This window comes from Rhodanobacter sp. FW104-R8 (genome assembly GCF_001617365.1).
GTDB lineage: Bacteria > Pseudomonadota > Gammaproteobacteria > Xanthomonadales > Rhodanobacteraceae > Rhodanobacter.
In genome coordinates this window covers 1-16,370 of sequence record NZ_LVJR01000029.1, presented here as the reverse complement: position 1 = coordinate 16,370, position 16,370 = coordinate 1, and the positions used below count along the sequence as shown (strand labels likewise).

Annotated in this window: 8 protein-coding genes; 5 read left to right on the top strand and 3 right to left on the bottom strand. The window is 71.1% G+C overall.

The features are described from left to right. Positions 1-81 precede the first annotated feature (81 nt). Positions 82-534 (top strand): type IV pilin protein, encoded by a 453-nt coding sequence (locus RHOFW104R8_RS09730; RefSeq protein ID WP_275484587.1) that lies wholly within the window; start codon positions 82-84, stop codon positions 532-534. 129 nt (positions 535-663) lie between these two features. Here the strand turns inward: RHOFW104R8_RS09730 and recD are convergent, their stop codons facing one another. The 3 genes from recD to recC form a co-directional block, all read right to left on the bottom strand. After that, positions 664-2,694, bottom strand: a complete 2,031-nt coding sequence (recD, locus tag RHOFW104R8_RS09725) for an exodeoxyribonuclease V subunit alpha (RefSeq protein ID WP_068097829.1) — start codon at positions 2,692-2,694, stop codon at positions 664-666. After that, positions 2,691-6,275 (bottom strand): UvrD-helicase domain-containing protein, encoded by a 3,585-nt coding sequence (locus tag RHOFW104R8_RS09720; RefSeq protein ID WP_235604392.1) that lies wholly within the window; start codon positions 6,273-6,275, stop codon positions 2,691-2,693. Before RHOFW104R8_RS09720 ends, recD begins: the two co-directional genes overlap by 4 nt. Positions 6,276-6,375: 100 nt before the next feature. Continuing rightward, entirely contained in the window at positions 6,376-9,825 is a 3,450-nt protein-coding gene (gene recC, locus RHOFW104R8_RS09715; RefSeq protein WP_068097831.1) for an exodeoxyribonuclease V subunit gamma, read from the bottom strand. A gap of 171 nt (positions 9,826-9,996) precedes the next feature. Between recC and RHOFW104R8_RS09710 the strand changes: the two genes are divergently transcribed. The 4 genes from RHOFW104R8_RS09710 (at position 9,997) to RHOFW104R8_RS09695 (ending at position 16,145) form a co-directional block, all read left to right on the top strand. After that, the gene (locus RHOFW104R8_RS09710; RefSeq protein WP_068097833.1) at positions 9,997-10,416 is read left to right on the top strand and encodes a YciI family protein; all 420 of its coding nucleotides are present in this window, start codon (positions 9,997-9,999) and stop codon (positions 10,414-10,416) included. A gap of 49 nt (positions 10,417-10,465) precedes the next feature. Further along, a complete protein-coding gene (locus tag RHOFW104R8_RS09705) occupies positions 10,466-10,924 on the top strand; it encodes a YciI family protein (RefSeq protein ID WP_068097836.1) in 459 nt (152 codons plus the stop codon). Positions 10,925-11,016: 92 nt separating this feature from the next. Beyond that, positions 11,017-12,294 carry an RNA polymerase sigma factor gene (locus RHOFW104R8_RS09700; RefSeq protein ID WP_068097839.1) on the top strand — a complete coding sequence of 426 codons (1,278 nt, stop codon included), beginning with the start codon at positions 11,017-11,019 and terminating at the stop codon, positions 12,292-12,294. A gap of 119 nt (positions 12,295-12,413) precedes the next feature. Next, positions 12,414-16,145, top strand: coding sequence for a diguanylate cyclase domain-containing protein (locus tag RHOFW104R8_RS09695; RefSeq protein WP_068205431.1), 3,732 nt, complete (start codon positions 12,414-12,416; stop codon positions 16,143-16,145). Positions 16,146-16,370 lie beyond the last annotated feature (225 nt).

Genomic DNA, 16,370 nt, shown 5'->3' with positions numbered 1-16,370 from the left:
GATCTAGATATTCGACGCGCCCATCTGATTTCGATGAGGCGAAGGTAAAGTTGGTTGGCCGATGGGGGAGCAAGCGACGTCATGAACGGATCATTCTGCTGGCAAATGAAGTACCGCTGCTCGGCGCGGGGTTTCACCCTGCTCGAACTGATGATCGTGGTGGCCATCGTGGCCATCCTGGCTGCGATTGCCTACCCCTCGTATACCAATCAGGTCGTCAAGACCCGACGTTCCGCGGCGAAGGCATGCCTGTCGCAGTACGCCAATTACATGGAGCGGTACTACACCACCAACCTTCGCTACGACCAGGATGCTGCAGCCGTTGCCAATCCGTTCACGAAGTTGGACTGCGATACGCAGACCGCGGCGTATTACACGTATAACGACGGCACGCCGGGTCAAACCACCTACACGGTCAAAGCTGTCCCCGTCAACGCGCAATTGGCCGCTGACACCCAGTGCGGCACGCTCTCGTTGGACCAGACAGGGAAGCGCAATGTGACCGGTACGGGCACCGTGGATCAGTGCTGGTGATGTAGCTGTGCTTCCTGTGGACGGGGAGCATCGCAGAAGATCAAGAGCGAACCCCTCCCTGACTCTCCTGCGACCGAAGGACGCCCCTTTGGGACAAGCAGGAGACTGGGTTGGTGGCAGTTGTGGGCCTCAGGACGACTGCAGCCGCTTCCGCAGGCCACCCTGACGCCGGATCGGGCGACTCAGTGCCGCGCGCAGCGAGCCATCGGTAGCCCAGATCTCGGCGTGGCTTCTGGCGCGCGAGATGGCGGTGTAGACCAGTTCGCGGGTGAGTACATGGTTGTCTTCGTCCGGTGGGAGTATCACGGCCACGTCGCGATATTCCGAACCCTGGCTGCGATGGATGGTGATCGCCCAGGCGCTTTCGTGCGCGGGCAGGGCGCGTGGTGAGAAGCTGCGCAGGCCGGCGTTGCCGTCGCGGTCGCTGAGCTCGAACCACACGTGCAGTCCCTCTGCGCCTTGCAGCGCGATGCCGACGTCGCCGTTGAACAGGCCGCGGGCGTAGTCGTTGCGGGTGATGATCACCGGACGGCCGTGGTACCAGGCGTGGCCGCTGTCGATACCAAAACGGGTGGCGAGTCGGCGCGCGATCAATTCGTTGAGGCCTTGCGCGCCAAACGGGCCGTCGCGTAGTGCGCAGAGGATCTGCAGCTGATGCAGGTTCTGCAGCGCGGTGCCGGCGTCGATGGGCGAGGTCAGCAATGCCTGCAACAGTGCGGCATGCCGATCGATCCAGCCGTCGACGCAGGCACGCAGGGCATGCGGGTTGGGGCAGTGGCGCAGGTGCAGGTCGCCGTCACTGCGCTTGCCCAGCAGCGCGTCCAGCCAGGCCGGGTCGGGCGCGTCGCGCAACGCCTCGACGCCGCGCTGCAGGCCGCTGCCGGCGCGCCAGCTGTGGGTCAGCGTGAGTACCTGGCCGGCCAGCGGTGTGTCGCCGCCGGCGCTGCCGGGCGCTTGCTGCAGCAGCGGCGCGAGCAGGCCGGCCAGCGCTGGCGGCAGCCGGTTGCGCGGTGCGCCGGCGACGATGTCGGCCAGCACCGAGCCGGCATCGACCGAGGCCAGCTGGCCCGGGTCGCCGAGCAGGATCAGTACCGCCTCGGGGCGCAGCGCCTGCAGCAGCTGGCGCATCATTGCCAGGTCCACCATCGACGCCTCGTCCACCACCACGATGTCCTCGGCCAGCGGGTTGTGCGGGCCGCGGTCGAAGCTGTCGTCCATCGGCCGGTAGCCGAGCAGGCGGTGCAGCGTGCGCGCATCGGCGTGCGGGATGTGCTGCAGCAGATTCGGCAGGTTGGGCCGAAGCAGCTCCGTAGGGCGGGCAGTGCCCGCCGGCGCTTGATCTTCGTTGGGGTGGTGAAGAGCGGCGGGCGGTGCCCGCCCTACGGGGTCGTCGCCCAGCGCTGTAGGGCGGACATTGTCCGCCGGCGGTTGGTCTTCGTTGGGGTGGTGAAGAGCGGCGGGCAGTGCCCGCCCTACGGGGCGGTCGTCGGCCAAGGCGGCCTGCAGCTCGGCCTTGCCCCTGGCGATGGCCTGCACCAGGCGCTGGGCGGCCTTGCCGGTGGGCGCGGCGAGGGCGATCGACGGCCGCGCCGGCAGGCCGCAGGCCTGCGCGTGCTGCAGCAGCATCAGCAGCATGCGCACCACGGTGGTGGTCTTACCGGTGCCGGGGCCACCGGTGAGCACGAAGAAGCGCGCGCCGGGCACGGCGGCCACGGCGGCGCGCTGCCAGTCGGTGGCGCCGCGCGGCATGCCGGCGAACAGCGTGTCCAGGTCGCTGGCCAGGGTATCGGCGGCGATCGGCAGCGTGCGTTGCGCGCAGCGCCGCAGGATCGCCTCGGCGAGCTTGGTTTCATGCTGCCAGTTGCGCCACAGGTAGAAACGCCCCTGCGTATCGAGCACGAACGGGGTGAACGAGCTGCCGTCGCCGACCCAGTCGTGCCGGCGCAACTCGCCCAGGGCGTCGGCGTCGAAGCCGGCGTCGGTATCCGGGTCGGTCAGCGTGGCGCAGGAATGGCCGTGGCCTTCGGCACGGCTGGCTGCGCGCACGGCGGCAGCCAGCGGAGCGGAGCCGGTGCGCCCGAGCACCCATTGCGCCAGGCCCTGGTCGATCGCGCGCTCGTCGGCGTCGGCATTGGCGGCTTGCGGCAGCGGGAGGTTCATGCCACGGCCTCCTGCGCACCGGCGAAGGCGTCGTCGAGCGCCTCGATCAGGGGCGCCGGCCAGCGCCGGCGCCACACGCCCAGCCCGGGCGCCAGCCCCAGCGCGCGCACGAAGAGGTACCAGCTTTCGCCGAGCTGGCGTTCGGCCGTATAGCCGTCCATGCGCTGGCGCAGGTAGCGATGCAGCGCCACGGTGTAGAGCAGCGCCTGCAGCGGGTAGTGGTGCTCGGCCATGGCGGCCTCGAGCGAGTCGCCCTGGTAGTCGCGCAGCCGCGCGCCGAGCCAGTTGGTCTTGTAGTCGAGCACGTGGAAGCGTCCGTCCCAGGCGAGGATCAGGTCGGCGAAGCCGGTCAGCATGCCGTTCAGCGTGGTGGCGTCGAGGCTGGCCGGCACCGCGTCGGCGTGGCCGTGGTCCGCGCAGATCCGGCGCAATTGCGCCAGCGGCACCTGCCGTACCGGAAACTGGAACTCGAACTCGGTAATGCGCTGGTCGGGTGCGAGGTCGAGCAGGCGCAGGCCGTCGCCCAGGTCGGCCTGGCGCGCACGGTCGATCATCCGGCCGACGCGCTCCAGCGCCTCCTCATGGGCGAGGTGCGGGGCGGCGACGGCCTGCGCGCCGAGCTGGCGGTGCAACAACTGGCGCTGGTCGGGCCAGACCGGGCCGGACTGCGCCAGCTCGAACACGCGGTGCACGGCGTCGCCGAAGCGCGGGCCGCGCAGCGGGTAGAGCGCGAGCAGGCGGCCATCTTCGGCGGCATCATCCGCTTCGATCGCCGGCTCCTCCGCGCCGGCTTCGTCGGCGCCGCCGCTGTCGTCGATCAGCGCCGCGGCGGCATGGCGGGTCAGGCCGCTGAAGCTGTGCAGCCACTGGAACGGCCGCAACGGCGGCAGCGGCGCCTGGGTGGCGCGCGGCGCGGCGGTTTCGGCCGGTGGCCGGTAGCGGGTGAACGTGTCGGCGAACGGCGCGCACAGTTGCATGCCGCCGAGCGCCCCGGCCATGGCCGCGAGCGAGGCTTCGCCCGCGGGCAGCGCCAGCGCATGCTGGGCCTGTCCGACCAGCAGGTCGATCGCCGCCCATTGCCATGCCTGCGCATCGCCGTCGGGCAGCGGGCCGCGGTCGACCCAGTACACGTGCACGGCATGCACGGCGCGGGTCAGCGCCACGTAGAGCAGGCGTAGGCGTTCCTCCAGCTCCTCGCGGAAGTGTCGGGCGCGGTGCTCGGTGAAATGCATCGAGCCCAGGTCCACGCAACGTCGGCCGGCGTCGTCGTGATAGCGCAGCAGCTTCGGCGCATAGATGCCCGTTCGGTTGCCGATGCGCCACGGCAGCGGCAGGAACACGATGGGGAATTCCAGCCCCTTGCTGGCGTGGATGGTCAGCAGCTGCACGCGGCGGGCGTCGCTCTCGATGCGCAGCTGGCGCTCGTCGGCGGCTTCGGCATCGCCGTCGCTGCCTTCCCGACGCATCTCCTGCAGCCAGGCGTACAGGCCGTCCAGTCCTTGCCGCGCACCTTCCTCCGCGGCGAGCAGTTCGCCGAGGTGGCGCAGGTCGGTGAGCACGCGCTCGCCTTCCGGCAACGCCAGCAGGGCGGTGGCGCGCGCGGCCAGCAGTTCGCCGATCAGGGCCAGCACGCCGCGGCCGCGCACCAGCGCGCGCCACGCCTCGAAGCGTTCCAGTTCGTGTTCGAATGCGGCGGGCTGTGCCTGCCAGTCGCGGAACTGTTCCAGCGTGGCGCCGAGCAGGGTGGTGGCCAGCGCGCCGCGCACGGTCTGGTCGTCGTCGGGATGCAGCACGGCGAACAGGACCAGCTCCAGTTCGCGCGCGACCTCGCCGGCAAAGATGTTGCCGCGGCCGCTGCCCATGCAGGGCACGCCGCGTGCGACCAGCCGCTGGCGCAGCGCCACGATCTGGTTGTTGGTGGACAGCAGCACGGCGACGTCGCCGGGTGTCAGCGGGCGGCCGCCGATCGCCCGCCGCGGGTCGTTGAGCAGTTCGGCGATGCGGTTGGCGCAGTCGTCCAGCGCCAGCGATTCGAGTTCGCCGAGGGCCTTCAGCGGGCGATTCCTGTTGTCCACGGCATCGCCGCGGAACGGGTGGAACACCAGCGGCTGCGTCACCGGCCGGCCGTCGACGGTGTACGGCTGGTCGTCCGCCTTGCCGGCCGGCGCGACCGGCTGGTAGCGGATCTGCGGCTGGCCGAAGCCGCCCTCGGTATGGCCGTACCAGGCGTTCAACGCTTCCACCAGGGCACGGCTGGAACGGTGGTTGGTGCCCAGCGAGAAACGCTGGCCGGCCTGTTCGCTGGCGCGCAGGTAGGCGGCGATGTCGCCGCCGCGGAAACTGTAGATCGCCTGCTTGGGGTCGCCGATCATCACCAGCGTGCCGCGCTCGCGGTAGATCCGCTCGAAGATGGCGAACTGGCGCTGGTCGGTGTCCTGGAACTCGTCGATCAGGGCGACCGGGAAGGCGTCGAACAGGCGGTCGGCCAGCACGTCGTCGGCCTGTTCGCCGCAAAGCCGCTGATACACCGCGTCGATCAGCATCGAGAACGTCATCACGTGGCGCTGGCGCGCGCGCCGCGGCATCTCCTCGCGGCAGGCCTGTGCCGCCGCGGCCAACACCGCGCCGCGGACGAGGATGTCGCGCATGCCGAGCAGCGGGCGCAGCGCCTGCAGGGCGTGGATCAGCGGATGGTCGGCGATTTCACCGGCGCGGGCGGCGGCCGTCTGCGCTGGCAGGTTTTCCGGCTCGAACACGTCGCTGAGCGACCTGGACAGTTGCGCCTCGTCGTCGTCTCGCAGCGCCTGGGCGATCTCGCCGAGCCGGCCGCGCAGTGCCGCATTGGCCCGCTTGTACAGCGTCGCGTCGTCTGCCAGCCGCTGCAGCTCGGCGATGCTCACGTCCGTGCGCAGTACGGCGAGCGCGCGTTCGAGTTCGGCCAGGCCGCCGGCCTCGATCCGCGCGTCGGCATGGTTCGCCAGCCCGCCGAGGTCGCGCAGCAGGCCCTCCGGGCCGTCCCTCAGCAGCAGCTCGGCTTCGCGCGGGTCGACCTCGCCGGCGAGGTAGCGACGGCGCCAGAAATCCTCCACGCATTCGCGCATCAGTTGCTGCTCGTCGAACAGCTGGTCGTCGGCGAAGGCGGCGCCGCTCTCCAGCGGGTAGTTGCGCTGGATGCGCTGGCACAGCGCGTGGATGGTGGAGACCGGCGCACGGTCGAGGTCGCTGCGGGCGAGCTGGATCCGGCGTAGCGCGATGCGCGTGCTGTCCGCGTCGGGGCACAGCGTGGCCAGCCAGCTTTCCAGGGGATCGGCGCTGGCCGCGTCGCGGGTCGCGGCTTCGAGCAGGCGCTCGGCCTCGACCAGGCGGCGGCGCAGTCGCTCGCGCAGTTCCTGCGCGGCGGCGTCGGTGAAGGTGGTCACCAGGATCTGCTCCACCGGCAGCCCGCGCTCGAGCAGCAGGCGCAGGTAGATCACGCCGATGTTCCAGGTCTTGCCGGTGCCGGCGCTGGCCTCGATCAGCACGCGCCCGTGCAGCGGCATCCGGCGCCAGTCGAGCGGGGGCAGGGCGGTGGCATCGATCATGGGGCGAGATACCGTTGCAGGAGCGCACCCTGTGCGCGATGCCTTTGGGTGGACCCGTGCGAAGAGCGTTCGTGCACAGGGTGCGCTCCTGCCAGGAGGTTCATGGGCGGGGTTCCTTCAACAGCGTCGTGTGCCCCGGATCGAGCACGCCGCAGACCAGTTCGGTGGCGGCGATGAAGGCACGGTGCGCGGGGCCGGTTTCGTCGAAAAGATCCAGTCCGCGGCTCAGCAGGGCCGCGTAGCCGGGTGCGTAGTCGCGCTCGCCGGGGTTGAAGCCGTCGCCTTCCCACGCCGCAATTGCCTTGGCGCGGCGGTCCTCCGGTTCGCTGGCGGCCCAGGCCTGTGCGGTACGCGGAAAGAACAGCAGCGGTCGCTGTTCGGCGGCCCGGCATGCCTCGATCAGGCGGCGCAGGCCATGGCGCAGCCGGTCATCATCCTGCGCCATGACGGCGTCGAGCATGCCGGCTCTCTGGGCAACCAGCACGCTGCCGCCGCCCCGCGTCCGCCAGACCTGCTCCAGCAGCGTGGCCTGCAGGCGGCTGCCGTCATCGGCACGGGCGAGTTTCAGGCAGGCCCAGTCGATGTAGAAGGCCAGCAGATCCTTCAGATGGGCAGCGCGCCCCGGGCGGGCGTCGAACCACAGCAGACTGTCGCCGGCGCCATGGAACACCCGATCGACCACGCCGGTCAGGCGCAGGCCGTCGCCGAGGTCAAGGTCGATCGCCTGCGCCTGCGGTTGTGCGCTGCCGCCGGCAAACAGCGGTTGCGCCTGCGCGAGCAGGGGGCGCAGCGAGTCGCGCAGCCGTATCCAGGTCTGCTCGCCGATCGCGCCGCCAGCCAGCATGCCCGAGCGGGCGAGCCATGCCGGCGGTTCGACCGGCAGTTCGTCGCGGCCGGCGGCGAGCGCCTCGAACAGCAGGCGGTGGTCGACCCGCTCGATTTTCTCCAGTGGCGTCTCCAGCGGTTCGCGGTCCGGCCAGCCGTTGTCGTCCAGTGCCTGCAGGCTGATGCCCTGGCCGCGTTGCAGGGCGTCACGCACGGGGTCGCGCCAGAAGCGCTTGAGCGCGCCGAGGCTGATCTCGCCGCCGGCCACGGTTTCCGGCGCGGCTCGCGGCGGGTCGAGGAAGGGCGGCAAGCCGGCACCGGCCGGCGCGGCGGCGAGGAACGTCGGTTCGTACGAGAACAGCCGCGGATCGTGGCGGGGCTGGCCCTGCGCATCGCGCTCGTAGTAGCGCGCGTCGAACGGCTGCAGCGGGTGGCGCACGTGCCAGGGCCGTTCGGCCTTGGCGTCGGCGGCGAGGCCGTGCTGTTCGTCGAGGAACTGCAGCAGCTCGGCCAGCGGTGCGGCGGGGTTGCGCGGCTTGCCGTCGTGCACGCCTTCGCCGACGTAGCTGACGTGCAGCGCGTCGCGCGCGGACATCAGCGCCTCCAGGAACAGGTAGCGATCCTCGTTGCGAGTGTCGCGGTCGCCGCGGCGCGGTTGGCCGAGGATCCGGTTGAGGCCGGCGTCGTGGCCGGGGCGCGGGAACTCGCCCTCGTTCATGCCGAGCAGGCAGACCACGCGGAACGGGATCGAGCGCTGCGGCACCAGCCCGCAGAAGGTCACCCCGCCGAGCAGGAAGGCCTGCCGCTCCGGCATGGCGTCGAGCGCGCCGCGCAACGCCTCGCGCACCACGCTCCATGGCAACGGCGTGTGGACATCGGCCTCGGCGGCCTGGCCGGCGAGGCCGGCGGTGAGCCGGCGCAGGGCGTCGAGCGCGTTCTGCTCGGCGGCATCGCGCGGGTCGGCGAGGAACAGCGCATCGAGCCGCTCCAGCAGCCATGCGCTCCACGCGGCCAGCGGGCGCGCGCCGGCAAAGGCGTGACGCACCTGGCGCAGCTCGCCGAGCAGGCGGTCGAGCTGGCCCAGCGCCTCCACCGTGCCGCCGGCGATACCCTGCAGCGGCAGGATGCCGTCGAGCAGTTCGCCATCCGCGTCCTGGCCCACGATCAACCCGGCGTACATGCGGTCGAGGCCGAACTGCCATGAATTCGCGTCGACCGCGGCCGCGCCGGCCGCGGCCTTCATCGCGGCATCCAGGCCCCACGCCACGCGGGCGCGGCGCAGCCAGCGCTCCAGCGCGTCGCGGCCACCGGCGTCGATCGCGAAGCGCCGCGCCACCGCCGGCACGTCGAGGAAGTCCAGCACCTCGCTGACCGTGAAGCGGCTCTCGGCCAGGTCCAGCACCTGCGAAAACGCGTTCATCAGCGGGTGCGCCTGCGCCAGCCCGACGTCGGCCAGGTGCCAGGGAATGTGCAACGGATCGCTGCGGTACTGCGCCGGCTCGCCGAATACCGCCGCCAGGTACGGTGCGTACGCGCCGATGTCCGGCGCCATCACCACGATGTCGCGGTGCTGCAAGGCGGGATCGTCGGCAAGGAAGCGCAGCAGGGCATTCTTCAGCACCTCCAGCTCGCGCAGACGGGTATGGCAGGCGTGCACGCGCAGGCTGGCGTCGTGGCTCAGCGCGGGCAGGATGTCCTCCAGGCTGGCACCGCCGGCCCGTTGCTCGCGGATCGGCGCGCCCACCAGCTCCGGCTGCAGGCAGCGGATGCTCGACTGCAGTCGGTCTAGCAGCGAGCTGGCCCGGCCGAGCGGCTCGGCCTCGTCGAGCGGGTCGCGCTCGTCGATCGCGTCGCATTCGTCCAGGCTCAGGCAGAAATCCTGCGCGATGCGGCCGAGCGCCACCAGCAGCGGATGGCCGACCTCGTAATACAGCGCCTCCGGGTCGTCCGCGTGGGCGAGCAGGAAGCGTTGCTTGCGCAGATAGACCCAGTGCTCGCGGCAGGGGTCGGGGAAATACAGGTGCACCGGCGTGTGCAGCGCGGTCGCCTGCAGCGCCGCCAGCACGTCGGGCGGCAGGTGGCTGACGCCGAACACGTGCAGCGGCGGGTCGCCGGCCAGCCCGCCGCCGGCGCGCAGCGCCTGCAGCAGGGCGGCGCTGCGCTGCGCGCGGTGTGGCTGCGGGATGGCAGCCCGCAGCCGCTGCCACAGCGCCGCCTGCCAGTCGCCGCCGTGCTGCGCGGGATGCTGCTCCCAGTCGAGGATCCAGTCCGGCCGGTAGATCAGGTACTGGGTGTACAGGCCGGCCAGGTGCTCGGCCAGCTGGAAGCCGCGCCGCGCGGCGTCGTCGCCGGCCAGGTAGGCGGCGACCTCCGGCGCCTTCAGCGAGGGTAGCGCTGCCAGCAGGCGCCAGCGCAGCAGTTCGTGCCGGTACGCGCCGCCGATCAGCGCCTCGTCGCCCAGCACGCGGCGGGCCGCGCGCTCGAACCATTGCCACGGCAGGATCATCTCGATGTTGGCGGCGATGCCGTGCCCGCCATGCGGCCCGCTGCGCTGCGCAAGATGGCCGAGCAGCCAGCGCTGCAGCCCCGGATGCGCCACCACCACGGTCTGTGCCGCCAGCGGATTGGCCGGCCGCTGCGCTTCGAGCTGCAGCGCCAGTGCATCGGCCAGCCGCTCGGTGCGGCTGCCGCGGTGGACGATCAGTCCGCCCGGGTTGTCCCTCATGCCTTCCTGCCCTGGTTGACGCAACCCGCACAGCATACCGAGCCGCGGCTCATCGTTTGCGATGGCGGCCGGCAGGCGGGGCGGCGTGTCGATTTGCCGGTCCGCCGTTCGTCATTCGCATAGAGCCGGGATGGCCTGCCTGGCTCCCACTCATTCGAAGGAGACACGACGATGCGATGCATGGTGATAGTGAAGGCGACCCCGGACTCGGAAGCCGGCGTGATGCCCGGCGAGCAGCTGCTGACCGCGATGGGCCGCTACAACGAGGAGCTGGTGAAGGCCGGCATCATGCTGGCGGGCGAGGGCCTGCAGCCCAGTTCGAAGGGCGTGCGGGTGAAGTTCTCGGGGCATGCGCGCACGGTCATCGACGGGCCGTTCGCGGAGACCAAGGAGCTGATTGCCGGCTTCTGGCTGTGGCAGGTGAAGTCGATGCAGGAGGCGATCGAGTGGCTCAAGCGCGCGCCGTTCGACGACGATGCCGAGATCGAGGTCCGCCAGGTGTTCGAGGCCGAGGATTTCGGCGCCGAGTTCACGCCCGAACTGCGCGAGCAGGAGGAGCGGCTGCGCGCGCAGATCGCGGCGAAGTCATGAGCCGGGTCGAGGGCCGGTCCTGGCAAGGGCGCGCCGGGGAGCAACCGCCATGCGTTTCATGATGTGGCTGATCCCCGGCGCCGGCGCGGTCGAGGGCGAGGCGCCGGGGAACGGGTCCGATGCCGATGGCGCGGCCGCGATGGCGCGGTACAACCACGCCTTGTGGCAGGCCGGCGTGCTGGTTGCGCTGGACGGGTTGTGCCCGCCCTCGATGGGCGCGCGCATCTTCTTCGCCGGCGGCGGGGCCGAGCTCGTCGATGGTCCGCGCAGCGGAACGATGGGCGTGCCCGCCGGCTACTGGATGGTCGATGTCGCGTCGCGGGACGAGGCCATCGCCTGGGCCTCGCGGTGCCCGGCGGCGGCCGGCGAGACCATCGAAGTGCAGCGGGTGCAGGAGTTCGCCGACCTTGCCGTCGACGTGCAGCGGGAATTGACCCGGGACGCCGCCGTGCGCGCGCACGGCGCGGAGCGGGGCGGCCCCCGCCGCCGCCCCGTCGCCGCGTCCTGAGCGAGGCCGCGGGACCGGCCTCGCAGGCGGGCGTGGGCCGGAAGCAGGAACGGCCTTGCGCCGGCGCGGTGGGGATGGTGTGATCGGTCGCCATGAGCGTGACCGATACCCATCGCACCATCGACGCCGTCTGGCGGATCGAGTCGGCCCGGTTGATCGCCGGCCTCGCCCGCATGCTGCGCGATGTCGGCCTGGCCGAGGAGCTGGCGCAGGATGCGCTGGTGGTGGCGCTGGAACAGTGGCCGCATACCGGCGTGCCGGACAATCCCGGCGCGTGGCTGATGACCACCGCGAAGCATCGCGCGATCGATCGGCTGCGCCGCAGCAAGCTGCTCGAACGCAAGCACGAGCAGCTGATGCACGAGCTGGAACACGAGCAGGAATGTGCAAGGTCCGCGGACGAGGCGGCGCTGGACGACCCGTTCGGCGACGACCTGCTGCGGCTGATCTTCACCGCCTGCCATCCGCTGCTTTCCATGGAGGCGCGCGTGGCGCTGACCCTGCGCCTGCTCGGCGGCCTGACCACGGAGGAAATCGCGCGCGCCTTCCTGGTGCCCGAGCCGACCATCGCGCAGCGCATCGTTCGCGCCAAGCGCAGCCTGGCCAAGGCCGCGGTGGCGTACGAGGTGCCCCGCGGCGACGAGCTTGCCGCACGCCTTTCGTCGGTGCTCGGGGTGATTTACCTGATCTTCAACGAGGGCTACTCGGCCACCGCCGGCGACGACTGGATGCGCCCGGCCTTGTGCGAGGACGCCCTGCGCCTGGGCCGGGTGCTGGCCGGCCTGATGCCGCGCGAGCCCGAGGTGCATGGCCTGGTGGCGTTGATGGAACTGCAGGCCTCGCGTTCACGCGCACGCGTGGATGCGAGCGGGGAGCCGATCCTGCTGCTGGAGCAGGATCGGGCGTTGTGGGACCGGTTGCTGATCCGCCGCGGTCTGGCCGCGCTTGAGCAGGCCCGGAAGCTGGGTGGCGCGCTGGGCCCGTATGCGCTGCAGGCGGCGATCGCCGCCTGCCACGCGCGTGCGCTGACCAGCGGGGAAACCGATTGGCCGGGCATCGCCGCGCTGTATGCGACCCTGGCCCGGGTGGCGCCGTCGCCGATCGTCGAACTCAACCGTGCGGTGGCCGTGGGCATGGCGGGCGGCGCGGCAGCGGGCCTCGAACTGGCCGATGCCCTGGTCGACGAGCCGAGCCTGCAGAGATACCACCTGCTGCCCGCGGTGCGGGGCGATTTGCTGGCCCGGCTGGGCCGCGTCGACGAGGCGCGCCGGGAATTCGAGCGGGCGGCCGCACTGGCCATGAACCGGCGCGAGCGCGAGCTGATGCGCAAGCGCGCCCGGACGTGCGGGGAGCACGCGCCGGCCGGGTGAACGGCACCAGTCCGGGCCGTGCGGGGTGCCGTCGGCGCGGTGGATTAATGCGTGCTGCCATGATGAAGTAGGCCGACAATCGGTGCACCGTTTGTTCGTTCGGGGAAATCGGCAGGCGGATGAACAGCCAGGAACAGGCACGCGGCGAGCTTCGCGAACGCTTCTACCGGAGCGTGGCGGAGACCCTCGCGCTGCTGCGTGCGGCGCCGGATCGCGACCGACGCCTGATCATGGTCACGATCGCGGGCATCCTGGCCTCGACCATGGATCTTCCGCTGGTCTGGATCGGGCGGCGCGAACCGGGGCACAGCAATGTCGAGGTCCTGGCGGCGGCGGGACCCGCCGCGGACTATGCCGCCGCGCTGCGCCTCAGCACGGATGAATCCGAGCCCGGCGGTCGCGGGCCGGTGGCGATGGTATTGCGCCAGGAGCAGGCCCGGGTGACTTCGGTCGATGCGACGGAGTTCGCGCCATGGCGCGACGCCGCGCAGCGGCACGGTTTCGGCTCCTGCATCGTGGCCGCATCGAGGACGCGGGACGATGGCCAGCTGGTACTGGCCGCCTATTCCCGCGACGACGGGCCCGGTCTGAGCCGGGAATTGCTCGACTGGGCGCAGCGACTGGTCGACGAGCTGGGCCGGTTCTGGGACCACCAGCTGCTGCTGGAGCGCAGCGTGCGGATGAGCCGCTACCGTGATGCACAGCGCACGATCCAGCGCGCCTTGCTCGAGCAGCCTGATCCGGAATCGGTCTACCGCACGCTGGCCCAGGCGCTGGCCGACATTGCCGGTGCCGCCGCGGTCGACGTGTTCGCGGCCGATGGCGCCGACCACATGCTGCGGCGGGTGGCCCTGGTCGGGCCGATCGCGGACATCCTGCGCGGCCTGCCCCTGCCGCCGCGGCACGACGACGGTCCCACCGTGCTTACGCCGACACAGGCCTTCATGCAGGGCGCGCCGGTCATCCGGCGCCACCCACGCGGCGCGCCGCGGTCCGCCAGGGCCTTCCGCAAGGAATTGCTCGAGCACGCCGGTGCGGTGGGATGCTGGCCGCTGTTTGCATCCCCCGCCGATGCGATCGGCACGGCGCGGGCGCCGACCGGCGTATTCGTCGTGGTAACCGTCGAGCCGGATGCCTTCGACGGCGAGATGTGCCGCCTGCTGGACGAGATCGCCGACGCGACCGGGCTGGCGTTGCGCCAGCACGCACAGCGGCACGCCCTGCTGCAGGAGCAGGAGCGGCAGACCTACCTGGCCCTGCACGACGATCTCACCGGCCTGCCCAACCGCCGTGCGCTGGATCGGCACCTCGAGATCGTGCTGGATCGCGCCAGGCGCCGCGGGCGCATGGTCGCGGTGGGGCTGCTCGACCTGGACGATCTGAAGCCGATCAACGACCGCCACGGCCATGCCGTGGGCGACCGTCTGCTGGCCGAGGTGGCGGAACGGTTCCGGCAGATGCTTCGCGCCGGCGACTACGTGGCCCGGCTGGGCGGCGACGAGTTCGTGCTGGTATTCGAGGATCTCGAGCGCGAGGAGGATCTCGACGGCCTGCTGGAGCGGGTCAGCGGGGCCCTGCGGCGTCCGCTGGCGATCGATGGCCAGGCCATCTCGGTGGGCGCCAGCCTGGGCATCGCGCTGTACTCCGGCGAGGTCCAGGCCACCGGCGAGCAGCTGCTGCGCCGTGCCGATCAGGCGATGTACCAGGTGAAGTCGCGCAAACGGCACCGCTCGCGCTGGTGGTCGCTGGTTTCGCCCCATGGCGTGACGGACCAGGCCGACGAGCTGGATGCCGCCGCCTCGCCTTATGGCGAACATGCCGCCATGCTGCTGGGCGGCTGCAGCCAGGCATGGGAGCCGCGGTTGCCGGGTATCGTGGAAATCTTCCATGCCGGGCTGCATTCGCATGACGGCATCGCCAGGTTGCTGGACCTGCTTCCGGCCGCGGATGTGCGGGTGTTCGAGCAGCACCTGCTGCTGCATCTGCAGACCCTGCTGCGGGCGGACCTCGATATGGCCGGCCACCGCGCCCGGGCGACCCGGACCGGCCTGTTCCATGCGGCCTGCGGGCTCGAGGAAGTCTGGCTGCTGGAGGCGATCGAGCAGTTGCGCGACATCCTGGCCACCACGCTGGCCGGCGTCGGCCAGACCGAACGCCGCGCGCTGGCGGTTTTGCTGCAGCGGCTGGGCATGGAGCGGCAGTGGCAACTGGAAAGCATGCGCGCGCTGCAGCGCCGCCGGGTGGCCTTGCTGGCCAGGATCAATGCGCTGGCGTGGTCGGCCGAGGGCTACCTGGAACTGATCCAGGGTGTGGCCGACATCCTGGTGTCGCACGAGGAAATCATCGCCTGTTCGGCGGGGCGCCCGGATGCGTCGGGCCAGCTGACCTACGAGGCAGTGGCGGGAACGGCGTTTGCCGAATACCTGCACGCGCTGGTCTGCGGCAACGCACCGCCGATCCGGGTCGATGCGGACCAGCCGGAAGGGCAGGGTCCCAGCGGGCGCGCCTGGCGCACGGCGACGATCCAGCGGTGCGCCCATTACGCGAGCGACCCGTCGATGGCAGGTTGGCGCGACATCGCATTGAGCCTCGGCGTGGTCTCCAACGTCGCCATTCCGCTGTGCCCGTCGCCGCTGCAGCCGGCGGTGGTGCTGACCGTGTACAGCCCGTACGCCGGCGGTTTCCACAGCGAGGACCAGCGCGCTTTCCTCGAGCAGATCAAGACCGTGCTGGATCTCGCCCTGGCGCGCCTGGCGCCGCCGCGCCAGGGCACCGAGCTGCTGCCGTTCTTCGTGCGCGAGCGCTGGCGCGCGATGGTCGCGACCGACGCGCTGCAGATGCACTACCAGCCGCTGGTCAGGCTTGCCGATGGCCGGATTACCGAGATCGAGGCGCTGGCACGGTTGCGCGACGAGGGCGAGCTGCTGGCGCCGGCCAGGTTTCTTCCCGCGTTGGGTGCGGACGATTTGCTCGTGCTGTTCCGCCAGGGGTTGGCCCAGGCCGTCGCCTGCCGCGCAGCGCTGTTGCAGGCGGGCCATGCGCTGGACGTTTCGGTGAACGCGCCCGCGGCCGCACTGGAGGATCCGCGCTATGCCGAGGCGGCGGCGGCGGTGATCGCCAGCAGTGGCTGTGCGGCGCAGGCGCTGCTGTTCGAGATACTCGAATCGCCGATCGGCACCGAGCATGCCGCCGTGCCGCAGGATTCGGGCATGCAGTCGCTCAAGGCCCTGGGCGTGCGCCTGGTCGAAGACGACCTCGGTGCGGGCTACAGCTCGCTCATCCGCCTGCGCCAGTGGCCATTCGACCGGATCAAGATCGACCAGGCCATCGTCAGCCAGGTTCGGCAGGATCCGCTGGGCACCCTGCGTTTCATCCGCCAGCTGATCCGGATCGGGCACGACCTGCGGCTCGAAGTGGTCGTCGAGGGGCTGGAGTCGCCCGATCTGATCGAGGCTGCGACGATCCTCGGCGCGGATTTCGGCCAGGGCTATGCGCTGGCGCGACCGATGCCCGTCGACGCGTTGCCCGCCTGGCTGGCGGATCACCGGTGGGGGCAGGGCTCCGCCGCATGGCCGCAGACCGGGCTGGGCGCGCTCGCCGGCGAGCTGCGCTGGGAGGAGCAGTTCATTGCCTTGCCGGCCGAGCCGGCGTTCTGGGCCCGGCATGCGCAGGTCAACTGCGACCCCGGCGAATACCTGCAGCGCCCGGGGCTCGATGCGGCGATGAATGCCGGCCACCGGACGATGCACGTCGCGGCGATGGCCGGCCCGTTCGACCCCGGCTACCGTCGCGAGCGCGAAGCCTTCCTCGCGCTGCTGGTCGAACACGTGCTCGGCAACCTGCATCCCTGAGGGGTACGCGCCCGCCGAAACGAACAAGGGCCTGGCGATGCCGGGCCCTTGTTCGCTGGATTCGATGGTGGGCGGTACAAGGATCGTTGTGTGACACCTGCCGTGTGAAGTGCCCGTTGCTACACGCACGCTGCGCATTTGATGGTACTTGAACGACGAAACCGGCCGCGGGGGCCGGTTTCTGGATCGGTGGTGGGCGATGCAAGGATCGAACTTGCGACACCT

What these genes read in the sequence shown, in the direction of transcription:
- RHOFW104R8_RS09695 (WP_068205431.1), top strand. Translation starts at nt 12,414, where the DNA reads ATGAACAGCCAGGAACAGGCACGCGGCGAGCTTCGCGAACGCTTCTAC.
- recD (WP_068097829.1), bottom strand. Translation starts at nt 2,694, where the DNA reads ATGAACCTCCCGCTGCCGCAAGCCGCCAATGCCGACGCCGACGAGCGC.
- RHOFW104R8_RS09700 (WP_068097839.1), top strand. Translation starts at nt 11,017, where the DNA reads ATGAGCGTGACCGATACCCATCGCACCATCGACGCCGTCTGGCGGATC.
- RHOFW104R8_RS09720 (WP_235604392.1), bottom strand. Translation starts at nt 6,275, where the DNA reads ATGATCGATGCCACCGCCCTGCCCCCGCTCGACTGGCGCCGGATGCCG.
- recC (WP_068097831.1), bottom strand. Translation starts at nt 9,825, where the DNA reads ATGAGGGACAACCCGGGCGGACTGATCGTCCACCGCGGCAGCCGCACC.
- RHOFW104R8_RS09730 (WP_275484587.1), top strand. Translation starts at nt 82, where the DNA reads ATGAACGGATCATTCTGCTGGCAAATGAAGTACCGCTGCTCGGCGCGG.
- RHOFW104R8_RS09705 (WP_068097836.1), top strand. Translation starts at nt 10,466, where the DNA reads ATGCGTTTCATGATGTGGCTGATCCCCGGCGCCGGCGCGGTCGAGGGC.
- RHOFW104R8_RS09710 (WP_068097833.1), top strand. Translation starts at nt 9,997, where the DNA reads ATGCGATGCATGGTGATAGTGAAGGCGACCCCGGACTCGGAAGCCGGC.